The sequence below is a fragment of the Cobetia amphilecti genome (genome assembly GCF_020217465.1).
Taxonomy (GTDB): Bacteria; Pseudomonadota; Gammaproteobacteria; order Pseudomonadales; family Halomonadaceae; genus Cobetia; species Cobetia amphilecti.
This window is the reverse complement of record NZ_CP084115.1, coordinates 3521628-3536833: the sequence shown is the minus strand read 5'-3', so window position 1 is coordinate 3536833 and position 15206 is coordinate 3521628. Positions and strand designations below refer to the sequence as shown.

Below are 15206 nucleotides of genomic sequence, written 5' to 3'. Positions count from 1 at the left end.
AGCAGGAAGGCATTCCCCTGTCGTTGGCTAGCGGGTCTCGACAGTGTAGATGCGCATCGACAGGTCGATGGAGGTCACGTCCTTGGTCAGTGCGCCGATCGAGATGCAATCCACGCCGGTGGCGGCGATACCCGGCAGGGTCGCCTCGCTGACGTTGCCAGAGGCTTCCAGCACGGCCGGCTTGGCATGCGCCTTGTTGCGCGCCACGGCCTCGATGAGCTGATCGTTGTCGAAGTTGTCGAGCATGATGACGTCGGCACCGGCATCCAGCGCCTGGGCCAGCTCCTCGAAATTCTCGACTTCCACTTCACAGGTGACGTCGGAGGCGATGTCGCGCGCCTCACGTACCGCCGCCGCGATGCTGCCACAGGCGGCGATATGGTTTTCCTTGATCAGGAAGGCGTCATAGAGGCCGATGCGATGATTGTGGCCACCGCCGCAGCTGACGGCGTACTTCTGGGCGACACGCATGCCCGGCAGGGTCTTGCGGGTATCGAGCAGGCGCACGCCACTGCCCTCGACCAGCGAGGCATAGTGGCTGGCGCGGGTCGCGGTGCCGGAGAGCGTCTGCAGCAGGTTGAGCGCCGCGCGCTCGCCGGTCAGCAGCGAGCGTGCCGGGCCTTCCAGCTCCAGGAAGGGCGCGTCGGCCTCGAGGCGATCACCGTCGCTGGCCAGCCACTTGAGGCTGACGCGCGGATCGAGGCGACGAAACAGCTCATCGACCCAGGGCACACCGCACAGGATGGCCGGTTCGCGACTGATCACGCGCGCCTTGGCCCACTGGCGCTCCGGAATCAATTCGGCGGTGATATCGCCACCGCCGACATCCTCGGCGAGCAGGCGGGCGGCGCTGGTACGGATATCCTCGGCGAGGGCGTCGTGGAAGTTCATGCGCGTCTGATCCTTGTACGAAGAGTGCTGCCGGAGCCGGGGTCTGTGCGTGTGCCGGGGCAGTGGCACAGACCCGTGGCTACCGAGCATGCCATAATGTGCGCCATTATAGGAAAAGCCACGCGAGCGGTCAGTCCCCGCGTGCGACGACCTTCCCGTCTGGAGTCTTCGATGCCCCCCTTGTCCTCTTCCCCGCGGTCGGGCCACCTGACGCGTCTGGCGGTCACCCCCGAGCACTGGCTGGAGAGCGCCCGTCAGGTGCCGTCTCCCAATCACAATGCTCGTCCCGAGGGAGAAGTCTCGGCGCTGGTGCTGCATTCCATCAGCCTGCCGCCCGGACGCTTCGGTGGCCCGGCCATCGAGCAGCTGTTCACCAATCAGCTCGACCCTGGCGCCCACCCTTACTTTGCCGATATCCATCAGCTGCGCGTCTCGGCGCATGTGCTGATCCAGCGCGATGGTCGCCTGGTGCAGTTCGTGCCCTTCGATCGTCGAGCCTGGCACGCCGGTCGCTCGCGCTGGCATGACGGTCAGCGTGAACGCGTCGAGCTCAATGACTTCACCATCGGCATCGAGCTCGAGGGCGATGAGGTGCACCCCTATCGCGATGTCCAATATCGCACCCTGGCACGCACCGTGGCCGGCCTGATGGCGAGCTATCCCGCGCTGACGCGCGAGCGCATCACCTCGCATGCGCGGATTGCGCCGTTGCGCAAGACGGATCCTGGCCCCGCCTTCGATTGGGCTTACTTCGATCGCCTGCTGGACGACATTCAGGACTAAGGTCGCAGGTGCCTCGCGATGGTGCGTTGCAGCATTATGTGGCGTCTCCAGGCAGGAAACGCCCAGTGGCGGGGCGCGTTGGTAGTTTTACTACATCACGGCTATCGAGGGCGGCTCAGTCTAGCGTATGAGTCCCGACCGCAAGGCGCATGAGGCCAGTGCTGCCGCGGGGCAGCCAAGCATTGCACCTGCCCGGTGAGTCTTGCTGCCCTGAATTGGCACGCGGGGGTGTTTGCGGTATCTTTCACGCCAAATGACTGCATCTTGTGCCCTGCTTTGGCGCAGGATGCGCGTCGAGATTGACGGCCGGCAAGACCCGGTCACGACAGGTCTATCGGAGATGCGACCCACTCAGAAGGTCGTGCCCACACTGAAGAGCGCCACTGGTTTCGATATCGCTGTTCGTCGAAACGTTTGACAAAAAATTTCTTCACTCGGAGAGACGTCTATGAGTCTGGAGGCAAGAGAAGATCTCGATCCGATCGAAACCACGGAATGGTTGGACTCCCTGGAATCGGTTCTGGATCGTGAGGGTGAGGATCGTGCCCAGTACCTGATGTCACGCCTGGCCGACCGCCTGCGTCGTGATGGCCATCAGGTGCCCTTCTCGGTGACCACGCCCCATCGCAACAGTATCCCCGTGCACCGCGAAGCGCGCATGCCGGGCGACCTGTTCATGGAGCGTCGTATCCGTTCGCTTATCCGTTACAACGCCATCGCTCAGGTGATCCGCAACAACCGTGCCCACAAGGGCCTGGGCGGTCACATCTCGAGCTTCATGTCCAGTGCGACGCTTTACGACGTAGGTTTCAACCACTTCTTCCGTGCACCGGAAGGAGATTTCGAAGGCGATCTGCTCTACATCCAGGGTCACGTGGCGCCGGGCATCTACGCCCGTTCCTTCCTGGAAGGTCGTCTCAGCCAGGAGCAGATGGACAGCTTCCGTCAGGAAGTCGACGGCAACGGCCTGTCTTCCTATCCGCACCCGTGGCTGATGCCGGATTACTGGCAGTTCCCGACCGTCTCCATGGGTCTGGGCCCGATCCAGGCGATCTATCAGGCGCACGTCATGAAGTACCTCAACTCGCGTGAGTTGAAGTCCATGTACGACCGCAAGGTGTGGTGCTTCATGGGTGACGGCGAGTGTGACGAGCCGGAATCCCTGGGTGCCATCTCGCTGGCTGGCCGCGAGAATCTCGACAACCTGATCTTCGTCATCAACTGCAACCTGCAGCGTCTTGACGGTCCGGTGCGCGGCAACGGCCGCATCATGGACGAGCTGGAAGGTGTCTTCCGTGGTGCCGACTGGAACGTGCTCAAGGTCACCTGGGGTCGCTTCTGGGATCCGCTCTTCGAACAGGACAAGAAAGGCATCCTGCAGAAGCGCATGGACGAAGCGGTCGACGGCGACTACCAGAACTACAAGGCCAATGGCGGCGCATACACGCGTGAGCACTTCTTCGGCAAGTACCCGGAGACGGCCGATCTGGTCAAGGACATGTCAGACGACGATATCTGGCGTCTGAACCGTGGTGGCCACGACCCGTACAAGGTCTACGCGGCGTATCACGAGGCGGTCAACAACGCCAATGGTCGTCCGACCGTCATCCTGGCGCACACCGTCAAGGGTTACGGCATGGGCATGGGCGATGGCGAAGCGGCCAACGAAGCCCACCAGGTCAAGACCATGGAACACGAAGCGCTGAAGACATTCCGCGATCGCTTCGGTATCCCGCTGACCGACGAGCAGCTCGAGGAAGTGCCGTACTACAAGCCGGCGGACGACAGCCCGGAAATGAAGTACATGCACCTCATGCGTGAACGTCTGAACGGCTACCTGCCGCAGCGTCGCACCGAGTATGAAACGCTGGAAATCCCGCCGCTGGACGACAAGATCTTCGCGTCCCAGCTCAAGGGTTCCAACGGCCGCGAAGTGTCCACCACCATGGCCTTCGTGCGCGTGCTCAACGGTCTGGTCAAGCACAAGACCCTCGGCGAGCGTGTCGTGCCGATCATTCCTGACGAAGCGCGTACCTTCGGCATGGAAGGCATGTTCCGTCAGCTGGGTATCTACACCGCGGCAGGCCAGAAGTATGAGCCGGTCGACAAGGGTCAGATCATGTATTACCGCGAGGACCAGAAAGGTCAGGTCCTCGAGGAAGGTATCTCCGAAGCAGGCGCCATGTCTGCGTGGGTGGCGGCGGCAACGTCCTACGCCAACCACAACCTGCCGCTGATGCCGTTCTACGTCTACTACTCGATGTTCGGCTTCCAGCGCATCGGTGATCTGGCGTGGGCCGCAGGCGACCTGCAGGCGCGTGGCTTCCTGGTCGGCGGTACTGCCGGTCGTACCACCCTGAACGGCGAAGGTCTGCAGCACCAGGATGGCCACAGCCATATCCTGGCCTCGACCATCCCGAACTGCCGTACCTACGACCCGACCTACGCTCACGAAGTGGCGGTCATCGTGCAGGACGGCATGAAGCGCATGTTCGAGCAGCACGAGCCGGTCTTCTACTACCTGGCGGTGATGAACGAGAACTACGAGCAGCCAGCACTTGAGACGGTGCCCGCAGAGGACATCATCAAGGGGATGTACCTGCTCAAGGAAGGCGGCAAGGACGGCAAGGCACGCGTTCAGCTGCTGGGTTCCGGCACCATCCTGCGTGAAGTCGAGGCAGCCGCCGAGATGCTCAAGCAGGACTACGGTGTCGACGCCGATATCTGGAGCGTCACCAGCTTCAACGAGCTACGTCGCGAAGCGCTGGAACTGGATCGTCAGGCCTTCCTCAAGCCGGAAGAGACCCCGGCCAAGCCGCACATCACTCAGTGTCTGGAAGGACGTGACGGCCCGGTCGTGGCTGCCACTGACTACATGAAGCTGTTTGCTGATCAGGTTCGTGCCTGGGTGCCGGCTGACTATCACGTGCTCGGTACCGACGGTTTCGGTCGTTCCGATACCCGCGAGAAGCTGCGTCACTTCTTCGAAGTCGACCGCAACTTCGTCACCGTCCAGGCCCTGAAGGCGCTGGCGGATCGTGGTGAGATCGACCGCAAGGTGGTCGCGGAAGCGATCAAGACCTACGGCATCGACCCCAACAAGCCGAATCCGCTGAACGTCTGAGCGGAGATCGCGGAACAGGCGAGCGGCACTCCCTCCTCGACATCATGATGATGCGCAGGTGATTCGGGTGTCGCTCCCCGTGCACGTTTTGGAAGGAGCACGATCTTGAGCAGCGAAATCATCAAGGTTCCCGACATTGGCGGTAGTTCCGATGTCGAGATCATCGAGATAGCGGTGGCGGTGGGAGATGTCATTTCCGCCGAAGACACCATGATCACTCTTGAGTCCGACAAGGCCAGCATGGATGTGCCGGCACCGAAGGGCGGCAAGGTGGTGAAGATTCTCGTCAAGGAAGGCGACACCGTCTCCGAAGGCGACGATATCCTGGAGCTGGAAGCCGAAGGCGGTGGTGACACCTCCTCTGACGCTTCTGACGAGCAGGAAGCGCCGAAGGAAGAGGCTCCCAAGCAGGAAGCCTCTGAGCAGCAAGCGCCGAAGGAAGACGCTTCTGCACCGAAGGCCGCTTCCGGTGGTACCCAGACCGTCGACATCGTCGTGCCGGACCTGGGCGACTCCGAAGCCGTGCCGATCATCGAGATGGCCGTCTCCGAAGGCGACGAAGTCGACGCCGAAGATGCGCTGATCACGCTGGAATCCGACAAGGCCAGCATGGACGTCCCGAGCCCGCACAAGGGCAAGATCGTCAAGCTGACCGTCAAGGAAGGCGACAGCGTCGCTTCCGGTGATGTCATCGGTCAGATGGAAATCGCCGGTGAAGGCGGTGACAGCGCGTCTGATTCCGCGCCGGCCGAGCAGGCTTCTTCCTCCGAGTCCACCTCTGAAGACACGTCTTCCGAGGCACCGGCTGCTGAAGAAGCGCCGGCCTCCGGTGAGCCGGAGCGCAAGGAATTGCGTGTCCCGGATCTCTCCGGCAGCGACAGCGTGCCGATCATCGAGATGGCCGTGGCCGTCGGTGACGAGGTCAGCGAGGAAGACGCGCTGATCACACTCGAGTCCGACAAGGCGACCATGGACATCCCGAGCCCCTACAAGGGCAAGGTGGTGGAGCTTTCCGTCAAGGAAGGTGACACCGTCTCCGAGGGTGACCTGATCGGTTACATCGAGGTCGCGGGTGCCGCGCCTGCGCCGAAGGCTGCCAAGTCCGAAGCGCCGGCTGCTCCCAAGGCGGAGAAGAGCGAGCAGAAGCCGGCTCCGACACCGGCCGGTGCACCGAGTCCGGAAGCCCAGATGGCCGCTCACAAGCCGAGCAAGGGTGCCAAGGTCCACGCAGGGCCTGCGGTTCGCCTGCTGGCACGTGAGTTCGGTGTCGATCTGGCGGACGTCTCCGGCAGCGGTCCGAAGGGCCGTGTGGTGAAGGAAGATGTCCAGGCCTACGTCAAGCAGATGATGCAGAAGGCCAAGTCCGCACCGGCAGCCCCTGCCGCGCAGGCCACCGGCGGTGCCGGTATCCCGCAGGTGCCGGATCAGGACTTCAGCCAGTTCGGTGAGATCGAAGAGAAGAAGATGGGCCGCCTGATGAAGGCCGGTGCCACTAACCTGCATCGCAGCTGGCTCAACGTCCCGCACGTGACCCAGTTCGATGAAGCCGATATCACCGAGCTCGAGGCTTTCCGCAAGTCCATGAAGGCTGAGGCGGAAGCGGCAGGTGCCAAGCTCACGCCGCTGCCGTTCATGATCAAGGCGGCGGCTCACGCGCTGGCCAAGTATCCGCAGTTCAACGTCAGCCTCAAGGCCGACGGCGAGACCCTGGTGCACAAGAAGTACGTGCACATCGGTATCGCGGTGGATACGCCGGACGGCCTGATGGTGCCGGTGATCCGCAATGCGGATCAGAAGAGCCTGCTGGACCTGGCCAAGGAGTCCGTGGAACTGGCCAAGAAGGCGCAGACCAAGAAGCTCAAGCGCGAAGAGATGACCGGTGGTTGCTTCACCATCTCGAGCCTTGGCTCCATTGGCGGCACTGCCTTCACACCGATCGTCAACACGCCGGAAGTCGCCATCCTGGGCGTCTCCAAGGCGCAGATGAAGCCGGTGTGGGACGGCGCTGCCTTCCAGCCGCGTCTGATGATGCCGCTGTCACTGTCCTACGATCACCGTGCGGTGAACGGGGCGGATGCAGCTCGCTTCACGGCGTATCTGGCTCAGGTGCTGACCGACGTGCGTCGCATGCTGCTCTGATGATGCCTGTGGCATGAAGCGCGGGTGCCGTGACCTTCCTGGAAGGTGAAGGCGCTTCTCGCTGACAGAACGGCCTCCTTCGGGAGGCCGTTTTTTTGTGCATGTCCGTTGGCGTGGCAGGGCGGCGACCGCTGTTGCTGCCCTGCACAACATGCGATGCTTCACGCCAACCTGCCGCGATCTGCCGCATCGTGCTGGCACGACCCGGGAAGGCCGGTTCTCGCAACACCGGTTCTCGCAACACACAAGGAGCAAGACAATGGAATGGTTGATGGACCCTTCGGCATGGGTGGCTCTGGCGACCCTGACCGCGCTTGAGATCGTGCTGGGCATCGACAACATCATCTTCCTGTCGATTCTGGTCGCGCGGCTGCCCGAGTCCCAGCGTCAGCGCGGGCGCATGATCGGCCTGGGCCTGGCGATGGGCATGCGCATCGTGCTGTTGATGTCATTGTCGTGGCTGATGTCGCTGACCGCGCCCCTGTTCAGCGTGGCCGACTTCAGCTTCTCGGGACGCGACCTGATTCTGGTCTTCGGGGGCCTGTTCCTGCTCGGCAAGAGCACCCACGAGATCCACGCCAACCTGGAAGGCGAAGACCCTGCCGAAGAGGGCGCGAAGAAAGGCAGCGCCAGCTTCATGGCAATCATGGTCCAGATCGCCTTGATCGATATCGTCTTCTCGCTGGATTCGGTGATCACGGCGGTGGGCATGGTCGATCACCTGATGGTGATGGTCATCGCCATCGTCATCTCGGTGGGCATCATGATGGTGGCCGCCAAGCCCATCGGCGATTTCGTCGATCGTCATCCGACCATCAAGATGCTGGCGCTGTCCTTCCTGATCATGGTCGGCATGATGCTGATGGTCGAAGGCTTCGGTGTCCACGTGCCCAAGGGCTACATCTACGTGGCGATGGCCTTCTCGCTGGCGGTGGAAATGCTCAACATCCGTCTGCGCAGCAAGCGCGCCAAGGCAGTGCGTCTGCGTCGCAGCAGCCAGGCGGAAGACGTGACCGAGTGAGACATTGGCACAGCAACGGCTGACATGACTCAGCCTGATCACGCCACGGCGACTGAGCAAGGTGGCCCGGCGTGAGTGGAAAGACGCCCTCTGCGACCGCGTGCCGCAGGGGGCGTTTTGGTGTCATGACAGCCGTGTATGGCAGGTCGGCAACCGGCGAGGAGGGCGACAGGCCCTCCTGCGCGCCAAAACAGTGCCAAAGGGCGGCATACGCGCCTTTGGTGTGCTTGTGCCGGCGTCGTGTGAACGGTATCGTCAGCTCTACATTGCATGGCGATGACATAATGAGATCATCCGTGCGCGCCGTCGTTCTGCGCAGCACATATTGGTCCGCTGCCCATATTCATCCTGGTCATCGATACGCTCGATGCGTTCGGCCCTCATGAGGTAGTCGAGCGTCTCGACGCCGCGAGTTTCGCCGCTTCACCTCGATCGTGTCGACGACCAGAGCGCCTTGGATGGCTATCTGCCGCCGAGGGCAAGGTGCACCAGCGCCAGATGACCCTTTACACCCGTTTGATGCTTTTCATTTGCACACTCAAGGAGCAGTACCGATGCGTTTGATCCTGTTGGGCGCCCCCGGCGCCGGCAAGGGCACCCAGGCCCAGTTCATCTGCGAGCGTTTCAACATCCCGCAGATCTCTACCGGAGATATGCTGCGCGCCGCGGTCAAGGCCGGCAGCGAGCTGGGGCTCAAGGTCAAGGAGATCATGAATACCGGCGGACTGGTGTCCGACGAGATCATCATCGCCCTGGTCAAGGAGCGCATCAGCCAGCCCGATTGCGAGAACGGCTTCCTGTTCGACGGCTTCCCGCGCACCATTCCGCAGGCTGACGCCATGAAGGAAGCCGGCGTGAAGCTGGACCACGTGGTCGAGATCGCCGTCGCTGACGAAGAGATCGTCAAGCGTCTGTCCGGTCGTCGTGTGCACCCGGATTCCGGTCGTGTCTACCACATCGAGTACAACCCGCCGCGCGAAGAAGGCAAGGACGACGTCACTGGCGAAGCCCTGATCCAGCGTGAAGACGACCGCGAAGCCACCGTGCGCAACCGCCTGTCCGTCTATCACGAGCAGACGGAACCGCTGGTCGAGTACTACTCCAGCTGGTCTGCCACTGGCGATGCCCAGGCACCGGCCTACCACCGCATCGAAGGCGTCGGCTCCGTCGACGACATTCGTGCTCAGCTGGTCAGCGCGCTGGAGCACTGATTGCCTGGCACGCCTCAGGTGGCTCAGCTGCAACAGATCAGATCGCGCTGGTGAAGCCGGTCGCCTGACGAAGAACGCCCGTAGACATTGTCTGCGGGCGTTTTTTTGTTCTTCGCATACTGGCGCGAATCAGGAATTGGGCGTTGCGGCAGGCCGCTTGACGGCGTGGGCGTGGGGGTTGCAGCAGGAGTGACGCCCGCGACCGACACCAGCCGTGGACAGCCTGCGTCTTTTGCTGCCCGCGGGGGACGGGTAGAATCGCGTCACATTTTTCTGACGACGAACCGCCCATGACCACGCTTCTGGCCATCGATGCATCCTCTTCCGCCTGTTCCGTTGCCCTGTGGCAAGACGGCGTTGTTACTGCCGAGCGCTGTGAGGCTCCCCGTCAGCACACCCAGCGCATGATGCCGATGATCGAGGCGCTGCTGGCCGCTGCCGATCTGACCCTCAATGACCTCGACGCCCTGGCCTATGGCCACGGACCGGGCTCGTTCACCGGGTTGCGCATCGCCGCTGGCACCATCCAGGGCCTCGCCTTCGGTCTCGATGTGCCGGTGATCGGCGTCTCGACGCTGGCGGCCCTGTCACTGCAGGCCCACCGCCAGCATCACGCGCGTTTCGTGCTGCCGATGCTGGATGCACGCATGGGCGAGCTCTATACCGGCGCCTATCGCGTCGTGACGCGCGCTGACGGCGAGATCGAGGTCGAGCAGGTGCTACCCGAGCAGGTCTGCGCTCCGGGCCTGCTGGAGCTGCCTGCGGCGCTGCGTGAGCATGACTGGCTGGCGGTCGGCTCGGGTCTGGTGATGCACGACGAGCTGCCCGAGAGCGTGCGTGCCAGCCTGGCACTGCAACTGCCCGAGCCGCAACCGGATGCCGAAGCCATGGTGATGCTGGCCGCCCAGGCATATGCCCGCGGTGAAGCGGTGTCGGCGGTCGAGGCCCAGCCGGTCTATCTGCGCAATGAGGTGGCATGGCGCTGATGGCACCAGGGATTGCCATCTCGTTGCGTCATCGTGGGTTCAGCCAAGGCTGACATAAGGTTCGCGCATCATCATGTCGCGCCCGACACTCACGGCGCGGCTTGACGCAAAGCGTTGTTCTGTCACTTCGGCACGTGCAGTGCCACAGACGATGTCTGCCGTCCGTGTGGGCCACTGAGGCCCGTCTCTCTTAAAAGGATGTTTCATGGAACTCATGCATGTGGTGGCGTTGGCCGTCATTCAAGGTCTGACGGAATTTCTGCCGATTTCCTCCTCCGCCCACCTGATTCTGCCCTCCCAGGTGTTCGGCTGGCCGGACCAGGGGCTGGCGTTTGATGTCGCGGTACACGTCGGTACCTTGCTGGCCGTGGTGATGGCCTTCCGCAAGGATGTCGCCAATATTCTCGCTGGCTGGTTTGGTCAGTTCAGCGGCAGCGGCACGCTGGCGGCGCGCCAGACCGAAGACAGCCGTCTGGGCTGGGCGGTGTTGCTGGCGACGCTGCCGGCCGTGATCTTCGGCGGTCTGCTGGGCGATGTGGTGGAAACGGCCGGGCGCTCGATCGCGGTGATCGGTACCACCACCATCGTCTTCGGTCTGCTGCTGTGGTGGGCGGACGTCAAGGGCGCACGCACGCGTGACCTGGCGACGCTGACGCTCAAGGGCGCGCTGATCATCGGCCTGTTCCAGGCGCTGGCCCTGATTCCCGGCACCTCGCGTTCGGGCATCACCATCACCGCCGCGCTGCTGCTGGGCTTCGAGCGTCAGAGCGCTGCGCGCTTCTCCTTCCTGCTGTCGATTCCGCTGATCGTGGCAGCGGGCCTGCTCAAGGGCCTGGAGCTGATCGAGACCGGCAGTGAGGCCCAGCTGTTCGATGTCGCCCTCGGCGTGGTGCTGTCCTTCGTCTCCGCGCTGGTGTGCATCAAGCTGTTCCTCAAGGCCATCGACAGCATCGGCATGCTGCCCTTCGTCATCTACCGCCTGCTGCTGGGCATGATGCTGTTCGGCATGCTGTTGCTGCTGTAAGCCATGCGCGCGATGACGTAAGCTTGTCCCCTGACGGCGTCGCTCTTGCGGCGCCGTCGGCGTTTGTCAGCCTGATCGCATGCCATGCGAGTTTCCCTTTTCCTGCGTTCACCGTTTCGCTTCACCGTTTCTCATAGAGCCCATCCATGCTGCCACCCGAAGACTCCCTCGCTGCCCATGATGCAGCGGCCGATGCCGCTCCCGTGATCGCCATTGCCCGTTCACGGCTGCAGGCGCGCCCGGAACTCGCCATGCTGGCGGCACATTTCGGTATCGCACTGCGGGAAGATGACGAGATGCCGGCGCTCAAGCTCGAGGTGGCGCTGGACGAGCAGGGCGCACCGCGCCTGGTGATCGCCGGAGACGAGCGTGAATACGGCAAGCCGCTGTGCGTCGATTTCGTCGCCGGTCGTGCCGATCATCGCCGTCGTTTCGGCGGGGGGCGCAACCAGCTGATCGCACGCGCCTGTGGCCTGAACCGAGGCGCACTGCCGAGCATCGTCGATGCCACCGCAGGGCTCGGGCGCGATGCCTTCGTGCTGGCGAGTCTCGGGGCACCGGTATTGATGATCGAGCGCGTGGCGGCTACGGCGGCGATCCTGGTCGATGGCCTGACCCGGGCACAGGGCTGTGCAGATGACGAGATTCGCGAGATCGCGCTGCGCATGCAGGCCCTGCACGGTGATGCCACGCGGGAGCTTGGGGAGCTGGTGACGCAGTGGGACCAGCCGCCTCAGGTGGTGCATCTCGACCCGATGTACCCGCATCGTGACAAGTCGGCCCTGGTCAAGAAGGAGATGCGTGTCTTCCGCGCCCTGGCCGGCGATGATGCGGATGCCCCGGCGCTGCTCGAGGCGGCGCTGGAGGTCGCGACGCATCGCGTGGTGGTCAAGCGCCCCCGCAAGGCCGAACCGATCGGCGGACTCGCGCCGAGCCATGTGGTCGAGGAGAAGACCAGCCGCTACGACGTCTATGTGAAGCAGGCGCTGCGCTGACGCCTGACGATGGCGTCAGCGATGTAACACCTCCGCCAAACGCAAAAGCCCCCGCTCGCGATCTGATCGCGAGCGGGGGCTTTTTTGTTCCAGGGGCCTCGGCCCATCATCTCATTCGCGCTGAGAGGAGGTGTCGGACGCCTTGCGGTCTGCTGAGGCGGCTTCGTCAGCGGCCTCATGGTCGTCGAGGGCTGGAGTCTGCTCCTCGGCCATGCCTTCAGACGGGGCGTCGCTCGCTTTCTCGGTCTCGTTCTCGATCTCGTTCTCGCTGTCGCGCAGGCGCACATGCTGCAGGCGATGGCGCAGGGCGGGGTCGAACAGATCGCGGCCGTGCACCTGCAGGTCTTCCAGCGCTTCGCCGAAGCATAGCTGGCCGCTTTCCAGCCAGATGAACTCCAGCTCCAGCAGCGTATCGAGCAGGCCGCTGAACAGACGCTTGTCGAAGAACTCCGGTGCATTGAGGCCCGACAGCAGGGTCAGGCGTTCGGCCAGGGCGCCGGAATGGCTCTCGAGGGACTCGCGGTCCAGCGTGCCACTGCCGTGCTGCAACAGGGCGGCGATCAACAGATAGCCGCGTTCCAGCGTCGGTTGTACCGGCTGAGCCAGCAGGCGCAGCTGCTCGGAAGGCTCCTGGCTGGCCACCGGACGCGACCAGCGCTCCGGAGTGTCGCCAGTCGCGGCTTGATGCTCCAGCAGGCCTTCCTCGCTCATCAGAGCCAGCGTGGCGGCGATATCCGCCTTCAGCTCAGGGGCCTCGGGGACGAACAGCTCGCGCACCAGCAGCGGCCAGGCGGGACTGATCTGGTCTTCCAGTGCCTCGAGGGTGTACTGGGCCGTATTGCGGAAGGCGAAGGCGATCAGCGCCGGCAACGCCAGCAGGTGCAGCACGTTGTTGCGATACCAGGTCAGCAGACTGGCCTGCTCCGGGGTGGCGATCACCAGCTCGCCAAGACTCTGCGGACGCAGGGTGACCAGCCCCAGATGGGCGCAGTGTGCGACCCACTCATCCGGCGTGCCCTCGGGCAGGCTGTGGTCATGACGGCCCGGCAGCTTGTCGGCGAGACGCACCAGCATCGCCAGCTGGCGTTGCAGCAGGCTGGCCTCGATGGCGTGGTGGGCGGTAGACAGCAGCACCAGCGCCGTCAGCGAGACCGGATTGAGCGCGGCGGCGGCATTGATGCGCGTGGCGATTTCATGCCCCAGTTGCGGCACCGCCTGGGTCAGCCATTCTGGGCGGCGCTGATGACGGCTGGCCTTCCAGTCCGGCGCGGTCTCATCCAGCCATTCGCCCAGCTTGAGCGGTTCGCCGATGTTCAGGTAGACCTTGCCGAAGGGCTGCTTGAGCTGGCCGAGCACGCGGATGAGGTCCAGCGGTGATTCCTTCTTCTTGCTGGCCCCCGACAGCTCGCGCTGATAGCTCAGGCTCTCGAAGACCTTCTCGTAGCCGATGTAGACCGGCACGAAGGCCACCTCGCGGCGCGTATCACGCAGGAAGGAGCGCAGGGTCATCGCCAGCATGCCCGGGCGTGGGGGCAGCATGCGGCCGGTGCGTGAACGGCCCCCCTCGATGAAGTACTCCAGCGGGTGGCCACGGGTGATCAGCTGATGCACGTACTCGTCGAAGACGGTGGCATACAGGCGATTGCCGCGGAAGCTTCTGCGCAGGAAGAAGGCGCCGCCACGGCGCAGGATCGGGCCGATGATCGGCATGTCGAGGTTCTTGCCCGCGGCGACGTGGGGTGTCATCAGGCCCTCGTGGAACAGCACGTAGGACAGCAGCAGATAGTCGATATGGCTGCGATGGCAGGGCACGTAGATCAGCTCGCAGTCGCCGGCGATCGCCTTGACCTGCGACATGCCACGCACCTCGACGCCGTCGTAGAGCTTGTGCCACAGCCGCTTGAGGGCATGCGCCAGAAAGCGCTGCACCGGATAGCCCATGTTGGAGGCGATCTCGCGACCATACTGCAGGGCGCGCTTCTCCAGACGTGCCGGCGGCTGATTCTGCTCGCGTGCCAGCTCGCTGATCACGTCCTGCACGGCGGGCGCCTTCTGCAGGTTGCGAATCATGGTGTGGCGGTGGGAGAGGTCTGGCCCCAGCAGGCGGGTACGCACGCGACGGAAGTGCACGCGCAGCAGGCGCGAGATGCGGCGGTGCGCCAGCGCCGAGTCCTGTGGGCCTTCCCTGAGTGCTTCGTGCAGCCTGAGCGGCTGACCGAAATGCACATCCACCGAGCGGCCATGGGCCAGAATCGCGATGGCGCGGCGCAGCACGCCCGTCACCCGCCAGCTATCGGCGGAGATGAACTTCCAGAAGCCGAATTCCTTGCCCGGGGCACGCCCCCAGAACACGCTGACCGGCACCAGCTGCACCTCGACATCACTCGGGGCGTCTTCCAGCGCGGCGATCAACTTGGCCAGGCGGCGTGACAGCAGGCTCCTGTCGCTGCGCGAGCGACGCAACAGACGGAGACGGGAGTGGCTCAGGCGCAGGTCGCCTATGCTCAGAGGCAGGGTCGGAGAGGGCAGGCCGCGTGCCTCGCACAGCTGCTCGACCACCAGCTCGTCGGACAATGCCTGGTACGGGAAGACGTAGACCACCGGCAGCGTCGGATCGAGGTTCAAGGCGCTGTGGTCCAACGCATTGATGTCGGGCTCCACCGCGCGCAGCTCCACCCACTTGCCCAGCAGACGGCGACTGACATTGCGCAACGGGCGCAAGACTAAGGTGACTGGCGACATGGTGAGGCTCTCGCAGGTGTGGACAAGGACGGACTACCGGAAACGACAATCTGTCGGCGTTCACGAATAAAGCATCGGGACGATGAATGAGGGTTGATTGCGACGTTTTCATGGTCTGGCTGGTAGCGTTCAGCGCAAGCATGATATTGAACATTATACGCATTCTGCCCGCAGACGCCGTGGCAGAGTACTTGGTGGCAGAGTACTTGGTGACTGAGCACGTAGCGACAGAGTACTTGGTGACTGAGTGCGTAGTGACGAAGCGCACAGTGGCAGCATCTGGCGGTGCA

Annotated in this window: 10 protein-coding genes; 8 read left to right on the top strand and 2 right to left on the bottom strand. The window is 63.6% G+C overall.

What is annotated here, in order from left to right; genetic code table 11:
- Positions 1 to 27 precede the first annotated feature (27 nt).
- Positions 28 to 891 (bottom strand): carboxylating nicotinate-nucleotide diphosphorylase, encoded by an 864-nt coding sequence (nadC, locus tag LCW13_RS14735; RefSeq protein ID WP_054556845.1) that lies wholly within the window; start codon positions 889 to 891, stop codon positions 28 to 30.
- A 171-nt stretch (positions 892 to 1062) separates the two neighbouring features.
- Here nadC and ampD point away from each other — a divergent pair, with 171 nt between their 5' ends.
- The 8 genes from ampD (at position 1063) to LCW13_RS14695 (ending at position 12174) form a co-directional block, all read left to right on the top strand.
- Positions 1063 to 1674, top strand: a complete 612-nt coding sequence (gene ampD, locus LCW13_RS14730; protein ID WP_052384569.1) for a 1,6-anhydro-N-acetylmuramyl-L-alanine amidase AmpD — start codon at positions 1063 to 1065, stop codon at positions 1672 to 1674.
- A gap of 448 nt (positions 1675 to 2122) precedes the next feature.
- The gene (gene aceE / locus LCW13_RS14725; RefSeq protein ID WP_043333779.1) at positions 2123 to 4798 is read left to right on the top strand and encodes a pyruvate dehydrogenase (acetyl-transferring), homodimeric type; all 2676 of its coding nucleotides are present in this window, start codon (positions 2123 to 2125) and stop codon (positions 4796 to 4798) included.
- Positions 4799 to 4903: 105 nt separating this feature from the next.
- Complete coding sequence (gene aceF, locus LCW13_RS14720) at positions 4904 to 6937, top strand: pyruvate dehydrogenase complex dihydrolipoyllysine-residue acetyltransferase (RefSeq protein WP_225347287.1); 2034 nt, start codon at positions 4904 to 4906, stop codon at positions 6935 to 6937.
- Positions 6938 to 7196: 259 nt separating this feature from the next.
- Entirely contained in the window at positions 7197 to 7958 is a 762-nt protein-coding gene (locus LCW13_RS14715; RefSeq protein ID WP_043333781.1) for a TerC family protein, read from the top strand.
- A 554-nt stretch (positions 7959 to 8512) separates the two neighbouring features.
- Positions 8513 to 9169 (top strand): adenylate kinase, encoded by a 657-nt coding sequence (gene adk / locus LCW13_RS14710; protein WP_131432716.1) that lies wholly within the window; start codon positions 8513 to 8515, stop codon positions 9167 to 9169.
- A gap of 290 nt (positions 9170 to 9459) precedes the next feature.
- Positions 9460 to 10155 (top strand): tRNA (adenosine(37)-N6)-threonylcarbamoyltransferase complex dimerization subunit type 1 TsaB, encoded by a 696-nt coding sequence (gene tsaB, locus LCW13_RS14705; RefSeq protein WP_225347286.1) that lies wholly within the window; start codon positions 9460 to 9462, stop codon positions 10153 to 10155.
- Between the two features lie 205 nt (positions 10156 to 10360).
- Positions 10361 to 11179, top strand: coding sequence for an undecaprenyl-diphosphate phosphatase (locus LCW13_RS14700; protein WP_043333784.1), 819 nt, complete (start codon positions 10361 to 10363; stop codon positions 11177 to 11179).
- A 296-nt stretch (positions 11180 to 11475) separates the two neighbouring features.
- Positions 11476 to 12174: a class I SAM-dependent methyltransferase gene (locus LCW13_RS14695; protein WP_225348174.1), complete on the top strand. Its 699-nt coding sequence runs from the start codon at positions 11476 to 11478 to the stop codon at positions 12172 to 12174.
- A gap of 111 nt (positions 12175 to 12285) precedes the next feature.
- Here the strand turns inward: LCW13_RS14695 and plsB are convergent, their stop codons facing one another.
- The gene (gene plsB / locus LCW13_RS14690) at positions 12286 to 14916 is read right to left on the bottom strand and encodes a glycerol-3-phosphate 1-O-acyltransferase PlsB (protein ID WP_225347285.1); all 2631 of its coding nucleotides are present in this window, start codon (positions 14914 to 14916) and stop codon (positions 12286 to 12288) included.
- Positions 14917 to 15206 lie beyond the last annotated feature (290 nt).

Coding starts and splice junctions, on each gene's coding strand:
- nadC (WP_054556845.1), bottom strand. CDS start 891: ATGAACTTCCACGACGCCCTCGCCGAGGATATCCGTACCAGCGCCGCC.
- ampD (WP_052384569.1), top strand. CDS start 1,063: ATGCCCCCCTTGTCCTCTTCCCCGCGGTCGGGCCACCTGACGCGTCTG.
- aceE (WP_043333779.1), top strand. CDS start 2,123: ATGAGTCTGGAGGCAAGAGAAGATCTCGATCCGATCGAAACCACGGAA.
- LCW13_RS14715 (WP_043333781.1), top strand. CDS start 7,197: ATGGAATGGTTGATGGACCCTTCGGCATGGGTGGCTCTGGCGACCCTG.
- adk (WP_131432716.1), top strand. CDS start 8,513: ATGCGTTTGATCCTGTTGGGCGCCCCCGGCGCCGGCAAGGGCACCCAG.
- tsaB (WP_225347286.1), top strand. CDS start 9,460: ATGACCACGCTTCTGGCCATCGATGCATCCTCTTCCGCCTGTTCCGTT.
- LCW13_RS14700 (WP_043333784.1), top strand. CDS start 10,361: ATGGAACTCATGCATGTGGTGGCGTTGGCCGTCATTCAAGGTCTGACG.
- LCW13_RS14695 (WP_225348174.1), top strand. CDS start 11,476: ATGCCGGCGCTCAAGCTCGAGGTGGCGCTGGACGAGCAGGGCGCACCG.
- plsB (WP_225347285.1), bottom strand. CDS start 14,916: ATGTCGCCAGTCACCTTAGTCTTGCGCCCGTTGCGCAATGTCAGTCGC.